This window comes from Mesorhizobium sp. M0029 (assembly GCF_040323735.1).
Classification (GTDB): domain Bacteria; phylum Pseudomonadota; class Alphaproteobacteria; order Rhizobiales; family Rhizobiaceae; genus Mesorhizobium.
In genome coordinates this window covers 1-23,232 of the sequence record NZ_JAMYVF010000026.1, presented here as the reverse complement: position 1 = coordinate 23,232, position 23,232 = coordinate 1, and the positions used below count along the sequence as shown (strand labels likewise).

General features: G+C 61.6%; 22 protein-coding genes and 2 pseudogenes. 11 read left to right on the top strand and 13 right to left on the bottom strand.

The genetic code is table 11. The features are described 5' to 3' along the window. Window positions 1–15 precede the first annotated feature (15 nt). Both NKJ76_RS29000 and NKJ76_RS28995 read right to left on the bottom strand, forming a co-directional pair. Window positions 16–306, bottom strand: coding sequence for a Dabb family protein (locus NKJ76_RS29000; protein WP_023701748.1), 291 nt, complete (start codon window positions 304–306; stop codon window positions 16–18). A gap of 114 nt (window positions 307–420) precedes the next feature. Continuing rightward, window positions 421–555, bottom strand: coding sequence for a hypothetical protein (locus NKJ76_RS28995; protein WP_023688440.1), 135 nt, complete (start codon window positions 553–555; stop codon window positions 421–423). A gap of 259 nt (window positions 556–814) precedes the next feature. Here NKJ76_RS28995 and NKJ76_RS28990 point away from each other — a divergent pair, with 259 nt between their 5' ends. Then, window positions 815–2,065, top strand: a complete 1,251-nt coding sequence (locus tag NKJ76_RS28990) for an SAM-dependent methyltransferase (protein WP_023696084.1) — start codon at window positions 815–817, stop codon at window positions 2,063–2,065. Between the two features lie 60 nt (window positions 2,066–2,125). On the opposite strand, the gene NKJ76_RS28985 is transcribed toward NKJ76_RS28990, so the two are convergent. Both NKJ76_RS28985 and NKJ76_RS28980 read right to left on the bottom strand, forming a co-directional pair. Further along, entirely contained in the window at window positions 2,126–4,105 is a 1,980-nt protein-coding gene (locus NKJ76_RS28985) for a bifunctional 2',3'-cyclic-nucleotide 2'-phosphodiesterase/3'-nucleotidase (protein WP_352538958.1), read from the bottom strand. A 141-nt stretch (window positions 4,106–4,246) separates the two neighbouring features. Then, complete coding sequence (locus tag NKJ76_RS28980; protein ID WP_023691271.1) at window positions 4,247–5,512, bottom strand: NAD(P)/FAD-dependent oxidoreductase; 1,266 nt, start codon at window positions 5,510–5,512, stop codon at window positions 4,247–4,249. Window positions 5,513–5,689: 177 nt separating this feature from the next. Here NKJ76_RS28980 and NKJ76_RS28975 point away from each other — a divergent pair, with 177 nt between their 5' ends. After that, window positions 5,690–6,355 carry a 5-formyltetrahydrofolate cyclo-ligase gene (locus tag NKJ76_RS28975; RefSeq protein ID WP_352538957.1) on the top strand — a complete coding sequence of 222 codons (666 nt, stop codon included), beginning with the start codon at window positions 5,690–5,692 and terminating at the stop codon, window positions 6,353–6,355. On the opposite strand, the gene NKJ76_RS28970 is transcribed toward NKJ76_RS28975, so the two are convergent. Then, window positions 6,352–6,825: an Lrp/AsnC family transcriptional regulator gene (locus tag NKJ76_RS28970; RefSeq protein WP_023668897.1), complete on the bottom strand. Its 474-nt coding sequence runs from the start codon at window positions 6,823–6,825 to the stop codon at window positions 6,352–6,354. The two genes, NKJ76_RS28975 and NKJ76_RS28970, sit on opposite strands and share 4 nt — an antisense overlap. Before the next feature lie 155 nt (window positions 6,826–6,980). Between NKJ76_RS28970 and ald the strand changes: the two genes are divergently transcribed. Next, a complete protein-coding gene (gene ald / locus NKJ76_RS28965) occupies window positions 6,981–8,096 on the top strand; it encodes an alanine dehydrogenase (protein WP_352538956.1) in 1,116 nt (371 codons plus the stop codon). Between the two features lie 382 nt (window positions 8,097–8,478). Here ald and NKJ76_RS28960 read toward each other — a convergent pair whose 3' ends face one another. From NKJ76_RS28960 to sseA, 4 genes and pseudogenes are all read right to left on the bottom strand, one after another. Beyond that, window positions 8,479–8,946, bottom strand: a complete 468-nt coding sequence (locus NKJ76_RS28960) for a DUF1203 domain-containing protein (protein ID WP_352538955.1) — start codon at window positions 8,944–8,946, stop codon at window positions 8,479–8,481. 134 nt (window positions 8,947–9,080) lie between these two features. Continuing rightward, window positions 9,081–9,185: pseudogene (locus NKJ76_RS28955) on the bottom strand (OmpA family protein); the annotation flags it as partial. 19 nt (window positions 9,186–9,204) lie between these two features. Beyond that, window positions 9,205–9,768: a GNAT family N-acetyltransferase gene (locus NKJ76_RS28950; RefSeq protein ID WP_352538954.1), complete on the bottom strand. Its 564-nt coding sequence runs from the start codon at window positions 9,766–9,768 to the stop codon at window positions 9,205–9,207. Window positions 9,769–9,773: 5 nt separating this feature from the next. Beyond that, complete coding sequence (gene sseA, locus NKJ76_RS28945) at window positions 9,774–10,625, bottom strand: 3-mercaptopyruvate sulfurtransferase (protein WP_352538953.1); 852 nt, start codon at window positions 10,623–10,625, stop codon at window positions 9,774–9,776. Between the two features lie 206 nt (window positions 10,626–10,831). Between sseA and NKJ76_RS28940 the strand changes: the two genes are divergently transcribed. From NKJ76_RS28940 to NKJ76_RS28930, 3 genes are read left to right on the top strand one after another with little or no spacing between them, the layout of a single operon-like run. Next, entirely contained in the window at window positions 10,832–11,263 is a 432-nt protein-coding gene (locus NKJ76_RS28940; RefSeq protein WP_023672793.1) for a hypothetical protein, read from the top strand. Continuing rightward, complete coding sequence (locus NKJ76_RS28935) at window positions 11,263–12,129, top strand: alpha/beta hydrolase (RefSeq protein ID WP_352538952.1); 867 nt, start codon at window positions 11,263–11,265, stop codon at window positions 12,127–12,129. Before NKJ76_RS28940 ends, NKJ76_RS28935 begins: the two co-directional genes overlap by 1 nt. Window positions 12,130–12,161: 32 nt before the next feature. Next, complete coding sequence (locus NKJ76_RS28930) at window positions 12,162–12,950, top strand: Stf0 family sulfotransferase (RefSeq protein ID WP_023706529.1); 789 nt, start codon at window positions 12,162–12,164, stop codon at window positions 12,948–12,950. 9 nt (window positions 12,951–12,959) lie between these two features. Here the strand turns inward: NKJ76_RS28930 and NKJ76_RS28925 are convergent, their stop codons facing one another. After that, window positions 12,960–14,162, bottom strand: a complete 1,203-nt coding sequence (locus NKJ76_RS28925; RefSeq protein WP_352538951.1) for a cytochrome P450 — start codon at window positions 14,160–14,162, stop codon at window positions 12,960–12,962. A gap of 219 nt (window positions 14,163–14,381) precedes the next feature. On the opposite strand from NKJ76_RS28925, the gene NKJ76_RS28920 reads away from it, so the two are divergent. Continuing rightward, window positions 14,382–15,308, top strand: coding sequence for an Lpg1974 family pore-forming outer membrane protein (locus tag NKJ76_RS28920; protein WP_156932460.1), 927 nt, complete (start codon window positions 14,382–14,384; stop codon window positions 15,306–15,308). A 51-nt stretch (window positions 15,309–15,359) separates the two neighbouring features. Then, a complete protein-coding gene (locus tag NKJ76_RS28915; RefSeq protein WP_023708490.1) occupies window positions 15,360–16,217 on the top strand; it encodes an alpha/beta fold hydrolase in 858 nt (285 codons plus the stop codon). 53 nt (window positions 16,218–16,270) lie between these two features. On the opposite strand, the gene NKJ76_RS28910 is transcribed toward NKJ76_RS28915, so the two are convergent. Continuing rightward, window positions 16,271–17,014 (bottom strand): alanyl-tRNA editing protein, encoded by a 744-nt coding sequence (locus NKJ76_RS28910; RefSeq protein ID WP_023748682.1) that lies wholly within the window; start codon window positions 17,012–17,014, stop codon window positions 16,271–16,273. Next, the gene (locus NKJ76_RS28905; protein ID WP_023688429.1) at window positions 17,014–18,048 is read right to left on the bottom strand and encodes a cysteine synthase A; all 1,035 of its coding nucleotides are present in this window, start codon (window positions 18,046–18,048) and stop codon (window positions 17,014–17,016) included. The genes NKJ76_RS28910 and NKJ76_RS28905 overlap by 1 nt, the downstream gene beginning before the upstream one ends. A 214-nt stretch (window positions 18,049–18,262) precedes the next feature. Between NKJ76_RS28905 and NKJ76_RS28900 the strand changes: the two genes are divergently transcribed. Together NKJ76_RS28900 and NKJ76_RS28895 are read left to right on the top strand one after the other, a co-directional pair. Next, a complete protein-coding gene (locus tag NKJ76_RS28900; RefSeq protein ID WP_023748683.1) occupies window positions 18,263–19,084 on the top strand; it encodes an SDR family oxidoreductase in 822 nt (273 codons plus the stop codon). A gap of 70 nt (window positions 19,085–19,154) precedes the next feature. Then, on the top strand, window positions 19,155–20,135 hold the full coding sequence (locus NKJ76_RS28895; protein WP_023748684.1) for an alpha/beta hydrolase: 981 nt from the start codon (window positions 19,155–19,157) through the stop codon (window positions 20,133–20,135). 93 nt (window positions 20,136–20,228) lie between these two features. Here the strand turns inward: NKJ76_RS28895 and NKJ76_RS28890 are convergent, their stop codons facing one another. Beyond that, window positions 20,229–21,665, bottom strand: a complete 1,437-nt coding sequence (locus NKJ76_RS28890) for a DEAD/DEAH box helicase (RefSeq protein ID WP_031246530.1) — start codon at window positions 21,663–21,665, stop codon at window positions 20,229–20,231. A 406-nt stretch (window positions 21,666–22,071) separates the two neighbouring features. On the opposite strand from NKJ76_RS28890, the pseudogene NKJ76_RS28885 reads away from it, so the two are divergent. Next, a pseudogene (locus NKJ76_RS28885) lies at window positions 22,072–23,160 on the top strand (acyl-CoA carboxylase subunit beta); the annotation flags it as partial. Window positions 23,161–23,232: the final 72 nt, after the last annotated feature.

Genomic DNA, 23,232 nt, shown 5'->3' with positions numbered 1-23,232 from the left:
CTCTTGCCGGCCCGATCAGGCCGTCGCCACGATATCGGCCGAATAGCGCAATTCGCGCAAGGGTTTGACCCGGCTGGTCGTCTCGGCATAGAGCGGGTGCGCCTTGTATGCGGCAAGCGCGGCCTCATCCTCGAACTCGGCATAGACGACCACGTCGATCGCATCCGACAGCGGATCGACCTTGGTGTTGAGCGTCACCTCGAAGAGGCTTGAATGCGGGATCTTGCCCAGTGTGAGCAAGCCCGTGCGCACGGCCTCGACATCGTCCTTGCGCCGCGCGCTGAAGAAAACGATATGCCGGATCACGCCTGCCTCCACGTTCGATTTGCGGCATGTTTTGTGTGAGCGGGACCGTCGCGTCAACCGCCACGATGTCGCGCCCGGCAATGCCGGCAGGCGACTTTGCAGAGGCGCAAAAAGCTAGGCTTTGCCGGTGACGTAGCGCACGACGCGCGACATCTCCCTGACCGTCGTGTCGAGATAGCGGCCCTGATTGTAGAGGCCGTCCCAGATCAGGAAAAAGGCGATGGCGACGATGACGATGACATAACGCATGGCTGAAACTAACGTATGTGGCTGTTCGTAACCATAGCGATTTCGCCGAGGGCCGCGCTCTCCCGCGGATTCTGGCCTCAGGCCGGCAAGCTGGGCCAGCGCCGCACGAAGCTTGCCTCTTGAAGTTTCGGCCAATGCCATGGAAGATTGTGGCGAAAATTCACGCAGGCTACGGCGTTCGCGCCTGGCGAATGAAAGTGGAGGATGTGGAGGCCGGCAGATCTTGCGCCGCCCCCGCGGAAGTCCAGGGGGGTGTGAGATGGCTGTCAGGGAATACAAAGGCATCGGCGACGCCATCAGGCTGGACGAACTCAATTTCGCCGAGATAGTCAAGGGCCTGCCGGCCAAGGCGCGCATGGTGCTGTCGGCGGCGATGAAATTGCCGCGCGGTTCGCTGAAGGTGAGGATGCCGGATGGCCGGGCGGTTCTTGTCGGCGGCAACGGACCCGGCCCGGATGCCGAACTGGTGTTGAAGAACTGGCGCCTGCCCGGCCGTGCCTTTTCCGGCGGCACCATCGGCGTTGCCGAATCCTACATGGACGGCGACTGGGAAAGCCCTGATGTAACCAGCTTCCTGGAACTGTTCGTCGTCAACTCGGCCGTTGGCGAACGCATTGCCGGGGGCGCCAGCTGGCTCATCAACACGGTCCAGCGCATCCGCCACTGGTTCAACGAAAACACCCGCACAGGCTCGAAGCGCAACATCTCGGCGCATTACGATCTCGGCAACGCCTTCTACAAGCAATGGCTCGATCCCAGCATGACCTATTCGTCGGCGCTCTATGCGACCGGCGCCAACGACCTGGAAAGCGCTCAGGCCGCCAAATACCGCGCGCTGGCCAAGGATACGGGTATCGGCAAGAAGGACCATGTGCTCGAGATCGGCTGCGGCTGGGGCGGTTTTGCCGAATTTGCCGCGCGCGAGATCGGCTGCCGCGTCACCGGCCTGACCATCAGCCGCGAACAGCACGATTTCGCCAAGGCGCGCATCCAGAAGGCGGGACTGTCTGACAAGGTCGACATCAAGCTGCAGGATTACCGAGACGAAACGGGCACTTACGACCGCATCGCCTCGATCGAGATGTTCGAGGCGGTCGGCGAAAAATATTGGCCGGTATTTTTCGGCAAGATGAAGGCGTGCTTGAGGCCCGGCGGCACCGCCGGCCTGCAGATCATCACCATCAACGAGGCCGCCTACGACACCTATCGGGCGAGGCCGGATTTCATCCAGCGCTATGTCTTCCCAGGCGGCATGCTGCCGACGCCGTCGATCCTGAAGACGCTGGGCAGCGACCATGGCCTTGCCCATCTGCGCGAGCGCGTCTTTCCGGACGACTATGCCCGCACGCTTGCCGAATGGCGCAACCGCTTCTGGGCGTCGTGGGAAAAGATCGTCCCGCTCGGCTTCGACGACCGCTTCAAGAAGCTTTGGGAATTTTATCTCCACTATTGCGAAGCCGGCTTTAGAGCCAGCTACATCGACGTGCGCCAAGTGGTCTACAAAGCCTGATCCGAAGCGTGATTGAGCGGGCGTATGCCCGCTCGTTTTCCCTGTTAGCTGCACGTTGCCTCAAAGCAGGATGCGATACTTCGCAAACCCGGATTCGCCCTCGCCGGCCGGCTCGATCTTGAGCGATTTCACTCCCGATATAAAATCCTTCGCTTTGGGGCCGGTCTCGAACACGACGCTGGTGCCGGGCAGCGGCGTGAACGACCAATTGTCGTCGGCCGAGGGATTGATCGTGCCTTCGCTGACGACGTAGCGCACGATCACGTCGCGGTTGGTGTCCGGCGCCTCGTAGATGATCTTCGAGGCATTGATGTCGGGGAAATTGCCGCCACCGCCGGCGCGGTAATTGTTGGTGGCGACGACGAATTTCGCTGCCGGATCAATAGGCTTGCCGTCGAAGCTGAGGCCGACGATGCGGTTCGAGCCGGCATTGGCGACGCCACCCTTGGCATCGTATTTCGGCAGCTGCGACAGGTCTATTCCGTAGCTGACGCCATCGATCACATCGAAATTGTAGGACGGGAATTCGGTGTCGATGAGCGCCTGGTCGGCCTTGCCCGGCTCGATCTTCCTGAAAATGCCGGCCGACATTTCCAGCCATTCCTTCACTTGCGCGCCGGTGATTTCGACGGCGCGCACCGTGTTCGGATAGAGATAGAGGTCGGCGACGTTCTTGATGGCGATGTCGCCCACCGGCACGTCGGTATAGTAGTCGGCGCCGTTGCGCCCGCCGGCCTTGAAGGGTGCTGCCGCCGACAGCAGCGGCACATCCTTCCACTGCGTGCTCTTCAATATGTCCTTGAGGTACCAGCTCTGCGCCTGGTTGACGATCTGCACCGACGGATCGTCGGCGACCAGCGCGAAATAGGAATAGAGCGGCGCCGAGGTCTTGCCGACCGGTCGGCGGACATAGGCAAGTGTCGCCTCATGGTCCGCCTTCAGCGCATCGACGACGCGCTGGTCGTCCGCCACCGTCGGCTTGTTTGCCTTGTCGACGCGCTGGTAGATCGGCCTTGCCTCCGATGTGGCCGAGGCTACGCGCCATTTCGATCCGTCCCGTTCCAGAAGCAGATCGATCAGTCCCATATGCGAGCCCCAGAAACCGCCCATCACGGCGGGCTTGCCCTGCAGCGTGCCTTTCTCGGTGTCGACGCCTTCGAGCGCCTGAAAATCCTTCTTGCCGGGGAAGACGAGATGCTGATGGCCGGTGAACACCGCATCGATGCCTTCGACGCCGGCGACGAAGAAGGAGGCGTTCTCCATGCCGTCGCCCTGCTTGATATCGATGCCGGAATGCGAGAGCGCGATGACGATGTCGGCGCCCTCCTCCTTGATCTGCGGCACCCATGCCCTGGCCGCCTCGACGATGTCGCGCGTCCTGACATTGCCTTCCAGGTTCTTCAGGTCCCAGACCATGATCTGCGGCGGCACAAAGCCGATGATGCCGATCTTGATCGGCTGCTCGGCGCCCGACCCGTCCTTGATCTTCTTGTCGAGGATGACATAGGGCTTGAGGTAGAGCTTGTCGTCGCGCGGTTTGGCGGCAAGCTCGGTGCCGCGGATCAGATTGGCGCAGACGAAGGGGAAATTGGCTCCGGCCAGCACCTTGTCGAGGAACGACAGGCCGTAATTGAACTCGTGATTGCCGAGCGTCGAGCATTCATAGCCCAGCACGTTCATGCCCTTCATGATCGGATGCAGATCGCCTTCCTTGAGGCCCTTCTCATAGGCGATGTAATCGCCCATCGGATTGCCCTGCAAAAGATCGCCATTGTCGATCAGCATCGCATTGGTGGCTTCCTTGCGCACCGCCGCGATCAGTGAGGCCGTCCGTGACAGGCCCATCGTGTCGTTGGCTTTGTCGGCGTAGTAGTCGTAAGGCAGCACATTCACATGGATGTCGGTGGTCTCCATGATCCTCAGATGCGCCTGATTGGCCTGCGCGCGGGCGGAAAACGGATGGAGCATGATCAGCGCCCCGCTGGCGGCCGTACCGGCAAGAAAACTACGGCGGGAGACGGGGTAATTGAGATGCGGCATTGGTTTTCCTTCCCAGCGACGTGACAAGATCCCAGCCCCGGGCGGAAGCTTCGCGCCGAAAACCGGCCATGTCCATCGGGAAGTCAGTCGATCAGCAAAAGGTGACGGCTGGATGAATATCCTTGGCCGCGGTTGAGAACCTCAGCCCTTGTCATCGTCGCCCTGGGTGATCAGCCGCGCGCTGCGCTGGCCGGTGAAATAGATCCATAGCCAGCTAAGCGACACCGAGAGCCGGTTGCGGAAACCGATCAGGAAGTAGATATGCGCCACGCCCCACAGCCACCAGGCAAGCCATCCCGTGAGCTTGATCGAGCCGAAATCGATCGCGGCTGCCCACTTGCCGATCGTCGCCAGGTCGCCGGCATGTTTGTAGCGGAAAGGCCGCGGCGCGCCATCGCCGGCCAGCCGCGCCCTGATCGTCGCGGCGACATGCTTGCCCTCCTGCTTGGCCGAGGGCGCCACGCCGGGCACCGGTTTGCCGTCCGGCCGCAAGACATGCGCGGTGTCGCCGATGACGAAGATTTCAGGACTGTTCGGCACGGTCAGATCGGGCTCGACCATTACCCTGCCCGCCCGGTCCACCGGCGCGCCCAGCCACTCTCCCGCGGGTGAAGCCGCCACGCCGGCGGCCCACAGGATGGTTCGCGCCGGCAGATGCGTATCGCCAAAGACGACGCCTTCGGCATCGAGGCGCGTGACGGCGCGGCCAAGCTCGACCGTGACGCCCCGCCGCTCCAGCGCCTTGCGCGCATAGTCGGACAGCTTTGGCGCGAAATTGGCTAGGATCCTGTCTCCGGCCTCGACCAGCACCACACGCGCCTCACGCGTGTCGATGTTGCGGAATTCGCCGCGCAGCGTTTCATGCGCGAGTTCGACAATGGTGCCGGCAAGCTCCACGCCGGTCGGGCCGCCGCCGACGATGACCAGTGTCAGCAGTGCCTGGCGCTTGGCCGGATCGGTCTCGCGCTCGGCCTGCTCGAAGGCGAGCAGGATGCGCCGCCGAATGGTGGTTGCGTCTTCAAGCGTCTTCAGCCCGGGCGCGAAAGGCTCCCATTCGTCGTGGCCGAAATAAGCATGACGCGCGCCGGTGGCGAGCACCAGCGTGTCGTAGGGAACAGAACTGCCGTCCTCAAGCACCACGCGTTTGCCTGGACGGTCGACGCCGGTGACGTTGCCGAGCAGGGTCGTCACGTCCTCGCGCTTGCGCAGCAGATGACGGATCGGCCAGGCAACTTCCGAGGTCGCCAGCGAGGTGGTCGCCACCTGGTAGAGCAGCGGCTGGAAAAGGTGATGGTTGCGCTTGTCGATCATGGTGATGCGCACGGGTGCGCCGGCCAGCGCCCGCGTGAGTTCGAGACCGCCGAACCCTGCGCCGACGACAACGACATGATGGCTGGTTTCACTCATCGCATTCACCCCTATTTGTCTCCCTCTATCTAGCGATTTTTGTGCACCGCAACAATGTCGCGGCGAGCTAGATTGCCGCTTAAGGCTGCCCAGGACTCGTCGCCGGATGTCGCGAATGCCTATGTCGGCAAGCATGGACGGGTATAGCCTTGCAGGCTGGAACCACGGGAGTGAAGCATGGCCAACGACGATGACAAAGATGGCAAAGGGCGGGGGCAATATTCTTCGCCGCCTTGCTTCATGCACGAACTCGATCCGGAATTTCGCGCGCCATTGACCGACTGGACCGATGTGCGCCGTTGGCGCAAGGCCGAGCGCGAGCGTCTGATCGCGGCACGGTTGGCGGTTTCCGCCGATGCGCGGGTGGCGATGTCGCGGGCTATCGCCGAAGGGCTCGACGCGGCAATCGGCGACATTGCCGGCCGCATGGTCAGCCTCTATTGGCCGTTTCGCGGCGAGCCGGACCTGCGGCCGTGGATGGCGTCGATCAACGAACGCGGCGGCCGCACGGCGCTGCCCATCGTGATCGAGAAAGGCCAGCCGCTGATCTTCCGCGCTTATGTGCCCGGCGACCGGCTGGAAAAAGGCATCTGGAACATCCCGATCCCGGCCGAAGGCGAGCCGGTGCTGCCCGACATCGTCATCTCGCCGATCGTCGGCATCGACCCGCGAAACTACCGCCTGGGCTATGGCGGTGGCTTCTTCGACCGCACGCTGGCTGCCATGCCGTTCAAGCCATTGGTCGTCGGCGTCGGCTACGAACTGCAGCGCATCGACACCATTTACCCGCAGCCGCACGATATACCGATGGATAGGCTGGTGACCGAGGCCGCTCAGGGCTAAGCCAGTTCCGGCTTCATGCCCATGGCCGTGCGATCGACGATCTCGCGCAGGGCAAACGACGAATTGATCTTGGTCACGTGCGGCATCGCCGACAGCCATTCCTTGTGGATGCGCTCATAGTCGACCAGGTCCTTGGCGGCGATGCGCAGGATATAGTCATATTCGCCCGACATCAGGTGGCAGGACAGCACATTGGGGCAGCGCTTGATTGCCGCCTCGAAATCCGACAGCGTCTTTTCGAATTGTCCCGACAGCGATATGTGCACGATCGCCGTCATCTGGTGGCCGAGCGCTGCGTTCGAAAGCCGGGCGTGATAGCCGCGGATGGTGCCGGATTTCTCCAGATTGTCGAGCCGGCGCGAACAGGCCGACTGCGACAGGCCGACCCTTTCGGCGAGCGCCGCATTGGGTATGCGGCCATCCTTCTGCAGTGCCTCGAGAATGGCGATATCGATCCTGTCGAGCGGCATTTCTCGTGATTCCTGCGAAATTTCCTTGATTTCGCGCAACGATTATCGAAACGCGTGACCCCGCGCAAGCGCATTCGCAAACACCTGCGCAACGATTCGTGGTTCACTCGGTTGATACAGGGAACGAGCCCGAAGGGCCGGATCAGGAGAAGACTATGCGCGTCGGTTGCCCCAAGGAAATCAAGAACCACGAATACCGCGTCGGCCTGACGCCGGGCTCCGTCCGCGAATATGTCGCGCATGGCCATGAAGTGCTGGTCGAAAGCGGCGCCGGCGCCGGTATCGGCGCCGATGACAATGCGTATCGCGCCGCCGGCGCCACTATTGCCAAGAGCGCCGCCGACGTGTTCGCCAAGTCCGACATGATCGTCAAGGTCAAGGAGCCGCAGCCCAACGAATGGGCGCAGCTGCGCGACGGCCAGATCCTCTACACCTATCTTCACCTGGCCCCGGATCCGGAGCAGACCAAGGGCCTGCTCGCGTCCGGCGTCACCGCAATCGCCTATGAGACCGTAACCGACGACCGCGGCGGCCTGCCGCTCTTGGCGCCGATGTCGGAAGTTGCCGGCCGCCTGTCGATCCAGGCCGGCGCCACGGCGCTGCAGAAGGCCAATGGTGGCCGCGGCGTGCTGCTCGGCGGCGTTCCCGGCGTGCTGCCCGGCAAGGTCACCGTGCTTGGCGGCGGCGTCGTCGGCCTGCATGCCGCCCGCATGGCGGTCGGCCTCGGCGCCGACGTCACCATCATCGACCGCTCAATCCCGCGCCTGCGCCAGCTGGACGACCTCTTTACCGGCCGCGTCCACACCCGCTACTCCACAGTCGAGGCGCTTGAGGAAGAATGCTTATCGGCCGACATCGTCGTCGGCGCCGTGCTCATCCCGGGTGCTGCTGCACCCAAGCTGGTGACCCGCGAAATGCTGTCGGGCATGAAGAAGGGCTCGGTGCTGGTCGACGTCGCTATCGACCAGGGTGGCTGTTTCGAGACCTCGCACGCCACCACCCATGCCGAGCCGACCTATGAGGTCGACGGCGTGATCCACTACTGCGTCGCCAACATGCCGGGCGCCGTGCCGGTGACCTCGGCGCACGCGCTCAACAACGCGACGCTGCATTATGGCCTGCAGCTGGCCGACAAGGGCCTGAAGGCGCTGGTCGACGACCATCATTTGCGCAACGGCCTCAATGTCCACAGGGGCAAGATCACCAATCGCGCCGTCGCCGAAGCACTCGGCTATGAGCTGGTCGAACCGAAGGCGGTTCTGGCGGCCTGACCAGACCTAAATCCTGATCTCACCTAAATTGGGAAGACTTGCTCCCGTCAGCCCGCCGGCTCATCCCGGTGGGTTTTTTCTTGCGGGCAAAACGCCGGCAACAAAAAGCGGAGCCAAAGCCCCGCTTCCTCGATATCGAGATCCCCGCCGGTTCATCCGCGGTCGGCAATCCATCGACCTTTTAACGTATGAATGCGACGGCAGTACGACAGTTCGCCGCCAGTCGGCGCGCCACCGTGTGCCGGCGATAGTCGCGGGCGCTGTGTGAAGCGTTTCACATCAGCCATCCGAAAAACCTGCACAGACAAGGGTGCCAACTTGACGGATCGAGCCGTCACACGGTTCCCAACTGCCCGCCAGACCACCGGCGGGCATCTTTTTGTCAGAAACGCTCGATGCGGCACTGATAACAATTGTTGCGCGCCGAGCGGACGTGGACATAGGCGATGTTAGCGCGCTCAAACAGCGTCTCTGCCCGCGCCGCAATGCCGCCAGTCGGAATGACGCCGCCGCTGCCATAGACGATGCAGTCATCCGCACCATAGCCGCGCACGATATAGTCGCTGCTCTCAAGCATCTCTGGAAGCGCTTCCGTCTCGGCTGCGCGTTCGCATTCCTGCGCATGCAGGAAGATCGGTCCTGTCTCGGCGTAAGGCTGCAACGCCGGAAACGGCCGATAGGCCATGATCAGATAGCCATCGCCTTCGGCGACGTTTCTCAGGCAATGCCGGCACGGCACCCCGTCGCCATCTGAAACCTTCCGCTCCGGCGTTTGCCCGTAAGCGTCCGGCCCGCCGCGCTGCAGCGCTCTCACATCTTCTGTCGGCAAGGCTTTGAACTGGACGGTCATGGCTAAATCTCCGGTGTGGTTGACCGGAAATTATGCCCCCGCCGAGGTGCTTCCCACCCGATTCCTGTCAACTGTCAGCAGCCCGGCCAGTCTCAGGCCGGACTGCTTCGGCATTGGGCAGGTCCCGCGCCGGCTCATCGGATGAAATCGTCGAAGCGGCGCAGCGTCACCCGGCGGCTGCGCCAGTTCTCGTCCTGGGTCCGCACGAGCAGGAATTCCTCGCCGTGAACGGTCGGTTCGGCCTTCAGTCGGAGAAAGTCACGGCCGCATGACGCTGGCCGAGCGCTCGGCGAACGACAGCGGATGCACGGTCTCCTTCTTTTGCGCCACCGGCGCAAAACCGAGCTTCTGGTAGAGCGGCAAGGCAGCCGGATGGTCGAGCGTGCAGGTCTGCACCGTTACCCGTTTCGGCCCATACGACCATGCTGCGGCGATCGCCGCACCGAGGAACCAACGGCCGATGCCTTGCCCGGTCGCATGTTCCATCATGCCGAAATAAGCGAGTTCGACTTCCTCTGGCAAATGCGGCTTGAGGTCGAAGAACCCGGCCGGCGCGCCGTCGAGATAAAGCACCCTGATGTCGCGGTCCTCGCGGTGGATGCCGGCGGCAAGCTCGTCATCGTCCAGCCTCAGCACATTGACCCAGTGCCATTTGCGTCCGACCCGATCCATCAGATAGCGGTAGAAATGCAGCGGAATGTCCTTGGTCCTGAGCAGCGCGATCTGCCTGTTGTAGGGCAACGGCGGCGAACAGGCCGGCGGCACATGCATTTCCAGAAACGTGACCGTAACCTCGATGTCGTCCAGCGCGCCATTTTCCATCGCCATCATTCCTTGCCCGTCACCACAGGCGTGTCTGCCAGCCCGCCCCATTCCGTCCATGAGCCGTCATAGAGCCGGTTGTCGGTGTGACCGAGCGTCTCCAGCGCCAGAGTGACGACGGCCGCCGTTATGCCGGAACCGCAAGAGGTGACGACCGGTTTCGACAGATCGATACCGGCACCCTCAACGGCCTTGCGCAACTGGTCCTTCGACAACAGCGCGCCATTCTGTGACAGCGCCGAATAAGGCAAATTGTGCGCGCCGGGCATGTGGCCGGAGCGAACGCCGGCGCGAGGCTCAGGCTCGGTGCCGGTGAAACGGCCGGCGCCACGGGCGTCGGCAATCTGGCTTTCTTTCGTTTGGACGATGCGACGCATGTCGGCTAGGCTGGCGACGCGGGCGGCGTCGAAATCTGCGTGGAACACGTTTGGCGCGATCTTGGTCGGCTCCGCCGTCACCGGCCGGCCGGCCGCCTTCCAGCGGTCGAAGCCGCCATCCAGCACGTAGACCTGGAACACGCCCATGACACGGAACATCCACCAGGCGCGCGGCGCCGACAAGAAGCCCGGACCGTCATAGACGACGATGGTGTCGTCGGCCGAAATACCCATGGCGCCGACATATTGCGCGAAATGCTGCGGCGAAGGCAGCGTGTGCGGCAGCTTGGCATCTGGGTCCGAGGCCGCATCCTGGTCGAAGAAGCGCGCACCCGGAATATGCGCTGCCTCATACTCGGCGCGCGCATCGCGCTTCTGCGCCGGCAGATACCAGGATGCATCGACGATCGTCAGGCCGGGCTCGCCAAGACGGCTCTGCAACCAGTCCGCATCGACTGTGAAAGGGCTGTCATCGGCCATCGTTGTTCTCCTGCCTTGTTGGCCGACTACTATATTTTGGCGGCCATTCGGTTCCGGATCCTGTTTGGCCCGACAATCTGAATGCGCAGCGAGCGCACGACGTAGTCAGCCGCAGCAGTGTGTTGATTCTGATTGTTTTCGTGTTTCGTCGCGAGTACGGAGTGATGGTTATGATCTGGGATGGGCGGGGTCAATAAAATCTCGACATGAGCAATCTCTTGTTTTCCCGAACTCCGAGCAATCCGGCTTCGCTCGGGCTTGTTTGCAATTTTCTTGCACACTATCCGCCTTTCGATGGTTACGAATTCGGCTTGATGGTGAAGACGCTACGCTATCAAATGGATCAGCAGACACATATGATCGGCTCGATCGACGACGTTATCGTGGCCTACGTTGGATGGATCCAGACCAGTCGCGAGATAGCGGAGGCATGGGCGAAGAATGGCGGTCCGCTCAATCCTTTTCCCGGCGGCGACGCTACCGCCGTCACGGTGCTGGCGACGCGGTCTTCGTCCCATATCCTGCCACTTATCAAGAACGCCAAGCTCATAAACCTTGACAAGTCGGTGTTCTGGAAACGCGACTTCATTGACAACCGCGGCTCGGTCAAGCGTGCCGTCCGCAAGCGCGACATCTGATGAGTTCGGCCAAGCCTGCCGAGGCACTGACGCAAGAAATACTTATCCGGCTGGATGACCGGTATGCCGCAATGTTCGTGCGCATCTGGCGGCCAGCCGGCACGCCTCACGCCACAGTTTTCTGCCTTCACGGCTTCACCGGCAATGGTGCCGATTTTAACTACCTCGCCACATTCTTGTGCCGCAATGGTTTCCTGGTTGTCTGCCCAGACCTGTTGGGGCGCGGGCGTAGCGCCTATCTGGGCTCCGGCTACGACATCAACGTCTATTCCAAGTGCCTGCGCGCGCTTGGCGAGTTCGCCGGCACGGAGAACCACTTCATCGGCACTTCGTGGGGCGGCACGATCTTGCTGTTGTTTCTGCACATGACTCGCTCCAAGGCCACGAAAATCGTTCTCAACGACGTTCCAATGCTCGGCGGGCCTAAGGTCGACGCTATTAGAGAAGCCGTCATGAAGGAAAGTGCGCTTAAATTTGAGAGCCGTGCGGCTGCCAAGGACTATCTGGCCACCACCAGATCCCTCATGGGGCCGGTCGAGGACGCAGTGTTCAATCGCTATGTGGAGAACCGGATCGCAGCCGGTCCCGAGGGCTTCCGGCTCGCCTATGACCCCGCAACGACGGGAAATTTTGGCGCACTGACCGGCCGCCAATACGATCTTTTCCCAATCGCTGCCAAGATCGACGCCCGCGTTCTGTTGATGTACGGCCGCGACAGCCAATTCGTCGACCGGCAGGCCATCGAGCGCACACGGCTCGCACGGCCTGATCTGTGGCTTGTCGACAACATCGATGCTGGCGATCCGCCATCGCTGATGACGCTGGACCAGGCTCTGCTCATCCTGGGGTTCCTGTCTGCGGCCTAAATCTGGCGTGTGATTGTGGGTTGGTTCCGGATATGCATTTCGACGATTTGTACAGTGAATACATCTCGGCGACCTATGATCGCCAAAGCTCAACCGAAAATCCCGCCAAGATCCTGATTTGCACCACTCCGCGAACGGCCGGGCATTCCTATTGCCAAACCTTGCAACAGTTCGGCTTGGGAATCCCAACCGAGTATTTTCAGTGGCAGTATGCCTTGCCGCTGATGATACGCTGGTCGGCCGACAACACAATTGATCTTGAAAAACTCAACGAGCGGGCAATGGCCTATGGTCGCCAGCTCCTGGCGAAAAGGACTGAGAACGGTGTGTTCGCCGCCAAGATCTTTTTTGAAAACCTGCCATTCGCACGCAATTCAATCGGCAACGACGACGGCAACTCGTTCTATGTCTTCCTCTCAAGAAGAAACAAGGTGGATCAAACCATAAGCCTGCTTTCGATGCTCCATACTGGCCAGCCGTTCGACAGTCGGGAGACGCTGCCTGGAATCCCCAAGGTGACAATTTTGACCGAGAGGGTTGCCAGGGATACCGCCCAACATATTTTCGACAGCGAAATCAGGTGGAAAAATTACCTGAACACCCTTGATCAGAGCAGAGTGGCTGAGGTCTGCTACGAGGACTTCATCGCCAACCAGCAGGAAAACGTTTCCGCCACGATGAGCAACTGGTTCCCAGGTTTCGAGTTGAAATCAAAAGCCGTATCGACGGGTGCGCGCTATGCGCATGATGCCGAACTCAAGGCGATGATCAAAAGGCAATTTGGGGACTATGTCGCTCGGTTTTGGCAGGACCATGCCTGACCCTGCGTTTCATCGACGCGAAACACTGACGGAGGCACCCTGCGCCGGGCGCAGTGCCAGCGCATAGTCGAACCGGATGACATCGTCGGCCCGGCTAAAAGCAAACTGGCGCACAATGGCAAGGACTGCCTCCCGAACTTCCAGCCGGCCGAGACGTGCGCCACCGCACATGCGCGGTCCGGTGAGGAAAGGAATGAAGGCCCTCCGATCAAAGCTGTTGTCGAGGAACTCCTTCCGGCTGGCATCGAAGACACGCGGGTTTGACCAGAAAGCCGGGTTCTGGTGCACGCCGACGATCGACACCATGATCAATTGTCCGGCGTAGAGACGCCGACCTTCGAGAACCGTATCGGCACCGACTTCCCGGGTCAGGAACGGAATCGGAGGGAAAAAGCGCATCGTTTCGTTGATCATGCAATCGGTATACGGCGTCTGCGCATCGCCCGAGAGAACCTCGGCATGGATACGGTCTTGCACCTGCTGGTTTGCCCCCAGTCGATCGATCACCCAAAGTGCGGTCGTCACCGATGTCTCGACGCCTGCGAAGAAGTTCATGACAAACTCCTCCACCGGCGAGAAGCCTTCGATATCTGTGGCTTCGCTTCTAAAGCGGTCCATCTCCGCAGCGGCGCGGGGATCCGCCATCAGCAGCGATGCGAAATCGGCGACCACCGCGCGAGCGTCCTGGATAGCGTTCCCACGTTCGGCGGTCGTCGGCGTCACCCAGGAATAATATTGGAGACGCCTCAGAACGTCGCGGACCCTGTCGAGCAGCAACAGCGTCGCCGCCATATCGGGAACAAGGCCGAAAGCCCTGTAAAATATGGTCATCGACGCGGCGAACAACGATTGCTGGATGGCTGGTAGCGTGGCGTCGCTACTGGACAGACAGGTGGCGAAGATTTCCGCAACGGGGTGCTGCTGCGCCGGCTTGGCGGCCGCCAAATAGACGTCCTGGGTGATGGTACGCCGGACCGACCAATCCTGATCGTTCGTGTTGAAACGGCTGAAACCGAGCGCCGAGATCAGGGAGAAGTTCTTCCGAAAGAGCTCCGGCGCCTTGACGATTGTGTCGACGGCTTCCGGATTGTCAAAGACAACCATGTTGCCGAAGTCGCTGGGCCGACCACTCGTTTCCGCCTGCCCGCCATGAGCAAAAAGCGCATAGACGAGGTTGTTGAGAACGCTTTCGATTTGTATCCGGTCGTCCATCGATGCCCCCCGCGCAGCCGTAGACACCAGGCGGCCAGCGCCGACATCTCGACCAGAAACTCCTACGCTATCACATTCGATTCGCAGAGATAAAACGGGTTCTGTGGCAAACGCGTAACACTGCCCGATAAATGATTATGGCAGCTATGACGAAAGGTGCCGCTGCGGTAGTGTGCGAGTGGGCTAATATCAATTCAGATCGATTCCAGGCGGGGAAAAATGCGAAATCAGGTTTCAAGTAAGCTTCTTGCTACGGTTGCAGCGTCTGCCGCTTCGGTGACATCAGTTGGTGTGGTCGCGGCTCATGCCGCCGATGCACAGGTAACCGATCCTGCAGTGGTCGATTCCCGCATCAAGATTGCCTTCGAAGGCGCGGTCTATCAATCCAACGTCGACAAGCTTGGCGATACCAGCGACAAGCTCGGCAGTGGCAATGATTTCGGCGATCTCTACGGATCAGTGGCGCTCACCAAAGCGATTTCTTCGGATGTGGACTGGAGGCTCGCTGGTACTTTTCACGCCGGCCAGGACAACGACTTTAGTCTGAATGTCCCGCAAAGTGGCGGCGTCATCGGCCTGTCGTTCGGCAACAGCTACAATTTCCAGACGCTCGACTTCGATATCGGCAAGCATGTCGAGGCGCAGGGCGCCGACATCCGGTTCTTCGGCGGTCTGCGCTTGCTGCACTCCAAGGAGAAGCTGAATTTCAATGTGAGCGCCACTCCCAATGATCCGGCCGACAAGGGCGGCAACGCTGACAAGCTTGGCTCATCCGAGTTCTACGGCATCGGTCCGCGCCTCGGCGCCGAAGTCTACTATCCGCTGGGTGAGACGTGGGGTCTTACCGGTGCGGTTTCGGGCTCGGCTATGTGGGGCCGACGGACGGACAAGTTTAGCCTCCACGAACATGAGAGCGATCCAAGCGATCCTACTCCTGATCCAGATATCAACGTCAGCGAAAGCCAGCATTCCAACAAGGTTGTTACCAGCATAGACCTTTCCGGTGGCGTGACTTTCAAACCGTGGGAAGATACCACGTTCACCGCAGGCTATCGGGTCGAACAGTGGCACAATCTGCTTGAGATGGCGGACAAGAGCACCCAGACATTCAACGGCCCGTTCCTGCGCCTCGAAGTCAAGATGTAGGCCGGCGGTTCGAGCCTCCCAACTCGGTCTACTGCTTCGAATGGATTGCAATTGACGGAACAGGAAGTGGCGTTTGAATCTAGGGTTGCCGTCAATGGCAACGTCAAACTGCACTACACAGCGGCGGGCTCAGGCCCGCCGATTGTGTTTCTGCATGGCATTCCGGATCACGGAATGGGCTGGCGCCGGCAGATGCAAGCGCTCTGCGACCGATATCGGGTGATCGCGCCGGACCTGAGGGGCTTCGGACAAAGCGATGGACCACAAGGCCATGGCAACTATGCGCTGACCCACCTGGTCAACGACGTGCTGGCTGTTCTTGCAGCGGAAAAGCTGACCCAGGCCGCTATTGTCGGCCATGACTGGGGTGGCATCATCGCATGGTGGCTGGCCGTACGCGTGCCGCAGGTCGTGCGCCATCTCATCCTGCTGTCGGCACCGCACCCCCGCAACTATCTGCGTGCGGTCGCCGATCCGGCCAATGCCGAGATCATCGGATATGTACGTGGCTTCCAGGTCCCGGGCGCCACCCAGATGCTGGACATCGACAAACTCGCCACCTGGGTCGCCGATCCGCAGGACAGGCAGGCCCTGACAGATTCGCTCAGGCGATCCGATCCGGAAGCGATGCTGGGCTACTACAGGGCCAACATACCGCTTGGCAGGGTGCCGGATCTGGGCCAGCTGCCTTTGGTCAAGGCGCCGACCCTTGTGCTGTTTGGCTCCGACGATCCCTATGTGCCGTCAAGCGCTTTTGACGGGACCTTCCGAGAAGTCGACAACGTTACCGCCGTGATTGCTTTGCCCGGGGCTGGCCACTTCATCCACCATCAAGCAGCCAAGTTTGTCACCGAGCAGATCGAAGCATGGGTTGAGCGATCACCGTCCAGTTTCCGACACCTTGGTTAAGCCAAGGTGTCTCAGACCGGCTGAGCAACATAGAGGCCACGTGCTATTTGACCCTAATTCGCCGGCATTGGTCCGAAGCGAATGCGAAAACGCCGGTTTTCGCGGCCCTTCTTCTCGATCTTGCCGATATGGATTTCACCGACTTCGCCGGTGCTTTTGACATGGGTGCCGCCGCAGGGCTGGCTGTCGATCGAAGCGTTGTCGCCGATGCAGACCAGGCGGATCTTGCCGGTGCCGGCGGGCGGCCGGACATTCTTGGATTTCACCAGGCCAGGATTGGCTGCCAGATCCTCGTCGGTGATCAGCCTGATGAAGATCGGATGATCGGCTCGCACCAGCTCCATCAGCCCGGCGGTGACGTCTTCCCTCGTGAAGCCGGCATCGGGAGCGTCGAAGTCGACGCGGCTGTCATCTTCGGAAACCGCAGCACCGGTAATCGGAAACGGACAGACTACGGTGAGCAAATGGCAAGCTGCGTGCATGCGCATCAGGAGATGCCGCCGCTCCCAGTCGATGGCGAGTTTCACCCGCTCGCCGACCTCGGGTGCCGGCTGCTCCGGCGCCGGTACATGGATGATCTCGTCCTTGGTCTCGCCGGTGATGGTGGCGGCAATGGCGATGCGGCTGCCGTCGGCGCGCTCTAATGTGCCGGTATCGCCAGGCTGGCCGCCCGATGTGGCATAGAAGATGGTCCGGTCGAGAATGATGCCGCCGCGCTCGTTGATGGCGACAACAGTGGCGTCAGCCGCTCTGAGATAGGCGTCGTCGCGAAACAGCGCTTCTGTTCTGTGCGCCATCAGGCGACCTTCTCATACGGCACCGAAATTGCGCTGCGCTCATCCATCCAGCCCGGCACCGGCAGGTTCTTCTCGCGCAGGAATTCCGGGTTGAACAGCTTCGACTGGTAGCGCGTGCCATAGTCGGCAAGGATGGTCACGATGGTGTGGCCGGGGCCAAGCTCGCGCGCCAGCCGTATCGCGCCGGCAATGTTGATGCCGGTCGAACCGCCGACGCACAGGCCTTCTTCCTGGATCAGCTCGAAGACGATCGGCAGCGCTTCCTCGTCCGGCACCTGGAACGAGAAGTCCGGCGTGAACCCATCGAGATTTGCCGTGATGCGCCCCTGCCCTATCCCTTCGGTGATCGAGCTGCCGTCGGACTTCAATTCGCCACTGGTGTAGAAGGAATAGAGCGCCGCACCTAGCGGATCGGCGAGCGCGATCTTGACGTTGCTGCTCCTGGCCTTCAGCCCGAAGGCGACGCCGGCCAGCGTTCCGCCCGAACCCACCGCCGAGACGAAACCATCGACCTTGCCGCCGGTCTGCGTCCAGATTTCTTCCGCCGTGGTGCGGATATGGCCGTCGCGATTGGCAACGTTGTCGAACTGGTTGGCCCAGATCGCGCCGTTCGGCTCCGACCTCGCCATCTGCTCGGCTAGCCGCCCCGACAGTTTCACGTAGTTGTTGGGGTTCTTGTAAGGCACCGCCGGCACTTCGATCAGCTCGGCGCCAAGCAGCTTGATCGTGTCCTTCTTTTCCTGGCTCTGGGTGTCGGGAATGACGATCACTGTGCGATAGCCCAGCGCCTTGGCAACCAGCGTCAGGCCAATGCCGGTATTGCCTGCCGTGCCTTCGACGATGACCCCGCCCGGCTTCAACAGCCCGCGCTGTTCGGCGTCGCGGATGATGAACAGGCCTGCGCGATCCTTGACCGACTGGCCGGGGTTCATGAACTCGGCCTTGCCCAGGATCTCGCAGCCGGTCTGCTCCGAGGCCTTGTTGAGGCGGATCAGGGGCGTGTTGCCGATCGCTTCGATCACAGAACGGGGCATCCGGGATTCCTTATGTAGCTGCGGCGAGACCCTAGAAACCCGAAGCGTGCGTTTCAAGGTAAGAATTCGCCTGGTCCAGTCGCATTTCGGGCACTGCAATCTCCCGCGGCCGGACAACGCGCGATGACGATCATTTCAACCAGGACGGAAAAGCGCTCTTTTCATTCGATTTTTTCACCGCTAGAGCACTAATGACAGATCGGCAGGGCGCAGAATGACACTTTACCGGGCCAACCCGAAGCACGGCGTCGCCTGGATAACCGGCGGCAGCAGCGGCATCGGCCGTGCGCTGGCAAAGGACCTCGCGGCAAAGGGCTTTGTCGTCGCGGTCACCGCACTCGACGGCGACCCACTCGACGCGCTCATCGTCGAGACTGCGCAGATGCCGGGACGTGTCGTCGCCTACCCTTGCGACGTCACCGATGAGCCGCGCATGGCAAGCACGGTGGCGGCGATCGAAAAGGAGCTCGGCCCGATCGTGCTCGCCGTCTTCAACGCCGGCAACTACATCGCCACGCCCGGCGAAGACCTCAGGGTCCGCGACTTTCGCCAGACCTTCGAGGTCAACTATTTCGGTATCATCAATGGCATCGTCCCGCTCATGGAGCGCATGCGCATCCGTGCGCGCGGCCATATCGTGCTTGTCGGGTCGGTCACCGCCTATTTCGGCTGGCCGACCACGGCGGCCTATGGCGGCTCGAAGGCGGCGATCAACATCTTGGCCGAGTCGCTGAAATACGATTTCGACAAGATGAATGTACGCATCCAGGTGATGAACCCGGGCTTCATCGACACGCCGCTGACCGAAAAGAACATGCTGCCGATGCCGGGACTGATGCCGGTCAACCGCGCCTCGCGCCGCATGCTGCGCGGCATCGAGCATGGCGGCTTCGAGGTCACCTTCCCTCACCGGCTGAGCTGGGGGCTGAAGCTGCTGGCACTGCTGCCAAGGCCAGTCTGCCGGTGGTTCATCAGCACGGCGACCCGCTGGACAGGGCGGCCGCTGAATTTCGACCGCAAGCCGCCGAACGAATAGCTGTCCACAGCCCGGCTGTTGCCTGACTGCACCGGCCGCCATAGGCTTTAGAATTGTTGTGGAGTCTGAGATGGGGCGACGGATCGTGCTTGCGGTGCTGGGCGTCGTCATCATCCTTGTCCTGGCCCTCCTGCTTGGTCCGCGCGTTCCCGTCGACACAACAATCAGCTTCGACCCCAAGGTGATCGGCGACGATCCGCAAGCGTATATCGCGCGTGAAGAGGCTACCGTGCCCAACGTCCGCGACGCCCTCGAGAAAGAAATCATCTGGGCCGATCCGATGGTTCACGCCAGGACGCCATTGGCGATCGTCTATATCCATGGCTTTTCGGCATCGAAGGGCGAGGTTCGCCCGCTGGCCGACGAGGTCGCCGACCAACTCGACGCCAACCTTTTCTACACCCGCCTCACCGGTCATGGTCAGGACGGCGCTGCTATGGCGCAAGGCAGCGTCAATGCCTGGATCAACGACTATGAGGAGGCGCTCGCCATCGGCCGGGCCATCGGTGACAAAGTCATCGTCGTCGGCACCTCGACCGGTGGCTCGCTGGCGGCATGGGCGGCGACCGAGCCTGGCGCATCGGACGGCGTCGCTGCAATCGCATTCATCTCGCCGAATTTCGGCATCAGGGCTTCAGGCGCCGAGCTGCTGACCATGCCCTGGGGCAGGCAGATCGCCGAGTTCGTCGGCGGCAAGGAGCGCAGCTTTCCGACCCGCAACGCGCTGCACGAGAAACTCTGGACGCACACATATCCAATGGCAGCCGTGCTACCGATGGCGGCGCTGACCAACCTTGCCTACGCAGCGCCTGTGGAGAAGGCAACCATACCGGCGCTGTTCATCTTCTCGGATTCCGACAAGGTGGTGCGCCAGGATCGCACCCGCGAAATCGCCGGCCGCTGGGGCGCACCGCATGAACTGGTGCCCGTCGACGACAATGGCGATCCCGACGACCACGTCATTGCCGGCGACGCGCTGTCGCCCTCGACCACGGCTTTCCTGGCGCAGCGGATCGTCGTGTGGGTGAAGGCAATTACCGCGCAGCCCTAAACGAAAAGGACGGCCGAAGCATTGCCCCGGCCGTCCTCATATACAATCGTCAGCAATCAAGCCAGGCTCGACGAGCCTGACCGGTTCGTCTGATCACGCAGCCCGCGCCGCGGGCCGCTTGCCGCCGAAGCGGCGCTTGTTGTTGCCCTTGAAGGCCTTGGCGCCTTCCGGCTTGCGCTCGCTTGCACCCGCAAAAGCCGGCTTGTCACCAAAACGCTTCTTGGCGAAGCCGTTGTTCTGGCCACCGGGCCGCCTGCCGTCGCGACGGCCATTGCGGTCGTTGCGATCATTGGCGGGCTCGAAGCGCTCGTTCTTTTCGGCCGGATTGCGCACCGGATCGGGGCTGCCGAGATGGTCGGCAACGATCGGCAGCTTGCTGCGGATGATGCGCTCGACCTGACGCAGCTTGCTGTTTTCGGAAGGATCGCAAAGCGTGATGGCGATGCCGTCCATGCCGTTACGGCCGGTACGGCCGATGCGGTGGACATAGCTTTCGGCCTCATCCGGCAGATCGAAATTCACCACATGGCTGATGCCGGGGACGTCGATGCCGCGCGCCGCGATGTCGGTAGCCACGAGAATGCGCACCGAGCCCTCGCGGAAATCGTTGAGCGCCTTCTGGCGGGCGTTCTGCGACTTGTTGCCGTGGATGACGGCGGCCTTGAAGCCGTCGCGTTCGAGGTCCTTGGTCACCCGGTCGGCGCCATGTTTGGTGCGCGAAAAGATGATGACGGACTTCATCGCTTCGTCGGCGAGCATCGTCGACAGCACCTGGCGCTTCTGCTTTGTGCGAGCAAAGACAACGCCCTGCACGATTTCGGCAGCAGCGGTGCTCTGCGGCGCGACTTCGACGCGGATCGGGTTCTTCAACAGGCCCTTCGCCAGCTCGGCGATTTCGTTGGGCATGGTGGCCGAGAACAGCACCGTCTGACGGTCGGGCGCGGTCGCCTTGGCGATCCGCTTGACGTCGTTGATGAAGCCCATATCGAGCATGCGGTCGCCCTCGTCCAGCACCAGCCATTTGGTGTCGGAGAGAATCAAGTCGCCCTCGCGCACCAGGTCGGTCAGGCGGCCGGGCGTGGCGATCAGGATGTCGACGCCGGGAGCGACCTTCTTCACCTGGCTGAAGCGCGAGACGCCGCCAAGCACGAGAGCGGTCGAGACATGCGCGCCCTTGGCGAGGATCTTGATGGTGTCCTCGATCTGGACGGCGAGTTCGCGCGTCGGCGCCAGGATCAGCGCACGAGTGGTCTTGGCTCGGCGCTTGGTGCCGAGCGCGATGATCTTCGACAGGATCGGCAGCGCGAAGGCAGCGGTCTTGCCGGAGCCGGTCTGGGCGATGCCGAAGATATCACGGCCTTCCATCTGCGGCGGGATCGCCTGCGTCTGGATCGGCTTCGGCTCGGTGAAGCCGGCGCCATGCGTCGCCTTGAGCAGCGCGCCCGTAATTCCAAGGGCTGCGAAACCGGTGAGCTCCGCAGTGTTGCCGGTCGAGATAGCGTTACCGGCTGAGGTGTTTTCGTTGGTCAAAATAGTCTTCTTTCACGCGGTCTTGGCCGCAAATATCGATGGCGGCAGGGCGCAACCTGCCGTCGAAAATTTGATATGAAACGACAAGGCGGGCGGACGGAAACGTCCACTCGGCTGCGCTGTCGTGCCCGCAGGCGTCATGCCACGGGACTCTTTCGCCACTTCGTGATGTATCGGAAAGAGGGGCCGATATACCGGAAAGAGGGAAAACAGACGCAACCAGTCTCATTTGTCGAGAAGGCCGGAATCTCCGGCCCAAGCGCCTATGGGCTGCATATGGCTGAGTTCGCTCCGGAATACAAGGGGCCACATGTTGCAGCGCAATAATCGAGGCCGAAAGCGGCGCTTGCACACGCCTGCAGGCATCATTACCACAAATGCAGCTTCCATTTCTGGAGACCGAGCGATGAAGGATGTGCTGAAGGAACTCGAGCGCCGCCGCGAGATCGCCCGCATGGGCGGCGGCCAGACCCGCATCGACGCCCAGCACAAGAAGGGCAAGCTGACGGCGCGCGAACGTATCGAGGTCTTTCTCGACGAAGGCTCGTTCGAGGAGTTCGACATGTATGTCGAGCATCGCTCGACCGATTTCGGCATGGAGAAGACCAAGATCGCAGGCGATGGCGTCGTCACCGGCTGGGGCACGGTCAATGGCCGTCCGGTCTATCTCTTCGCCAAGGACTTTACCGTCTTCGGCGGCTCACTGTCGGAGGCGCATGCCGAAAAGGTCATCAAGGTGCAAGAGATGGCGTTGCGCAACCGCGCGCCGATCATCGGTCTCTACGATGCCGGAGGCGCCCGCATCCAGGAAGGCGTGGCGGCGCTTGGCGGCTATGCCGAGATCTTTCAGCGCAACGTGCTGGCCTCCGGCGTCATACCGCAGATTTCCGTGATCATGGGGCCGTGCGCCGGCGGCGACGTCTATTCGCCTGCGATGACCGACTTCATCTTCATGGTGCGCGACACCTCTTATATGTTCGTCACCGGGCCGGATGTGGTGAAGACCGTAACCAACGAGACGGTGACGGCCGAGAGCCTTGGCGGCGCGTCCGTCCACACGACCAAATCCTCGATCGCCGATGGCGCCTACGACAATGACGTCGAGGCGCTGTTGCAGATGCGCCGGCTGGTCGATCTGCTGCCGGCGTCCAACACGTCGGAGCTTCCGGAGGTCGAATGCTATCAGTCGGTCACCGACCATGATCTGTCGCTCGACCGGCTGATCCCGGACAACGCCAACAAGCCCTATGATATCAAGGAGTTGATCCTCAAAGTTGCCGACGAAGGCGACTTCTTCGAGATCCAGCAGAACTTCGCCAAGAACATCGTCACCGGGTTTGGCCGCGTCGAGGGCCGTACCGTCGGCTTCGTCGCCAACCAGCCGATGGTGCTGGCCGGCGTGCTCGATTCCGACGCAAGCCGCAAGGCGGCGCGCTTCGTGCGCTTCTGCGACTGTTTTTCCATTCCCATCGTCACCTTCGTCGACGTGGCGGGGGTGCGGGCCCGCCCCCCGCCGGGATAATGGGGGGGGGAGAAGCAATGCGGGCCAAAACAGGTTTGCAACACC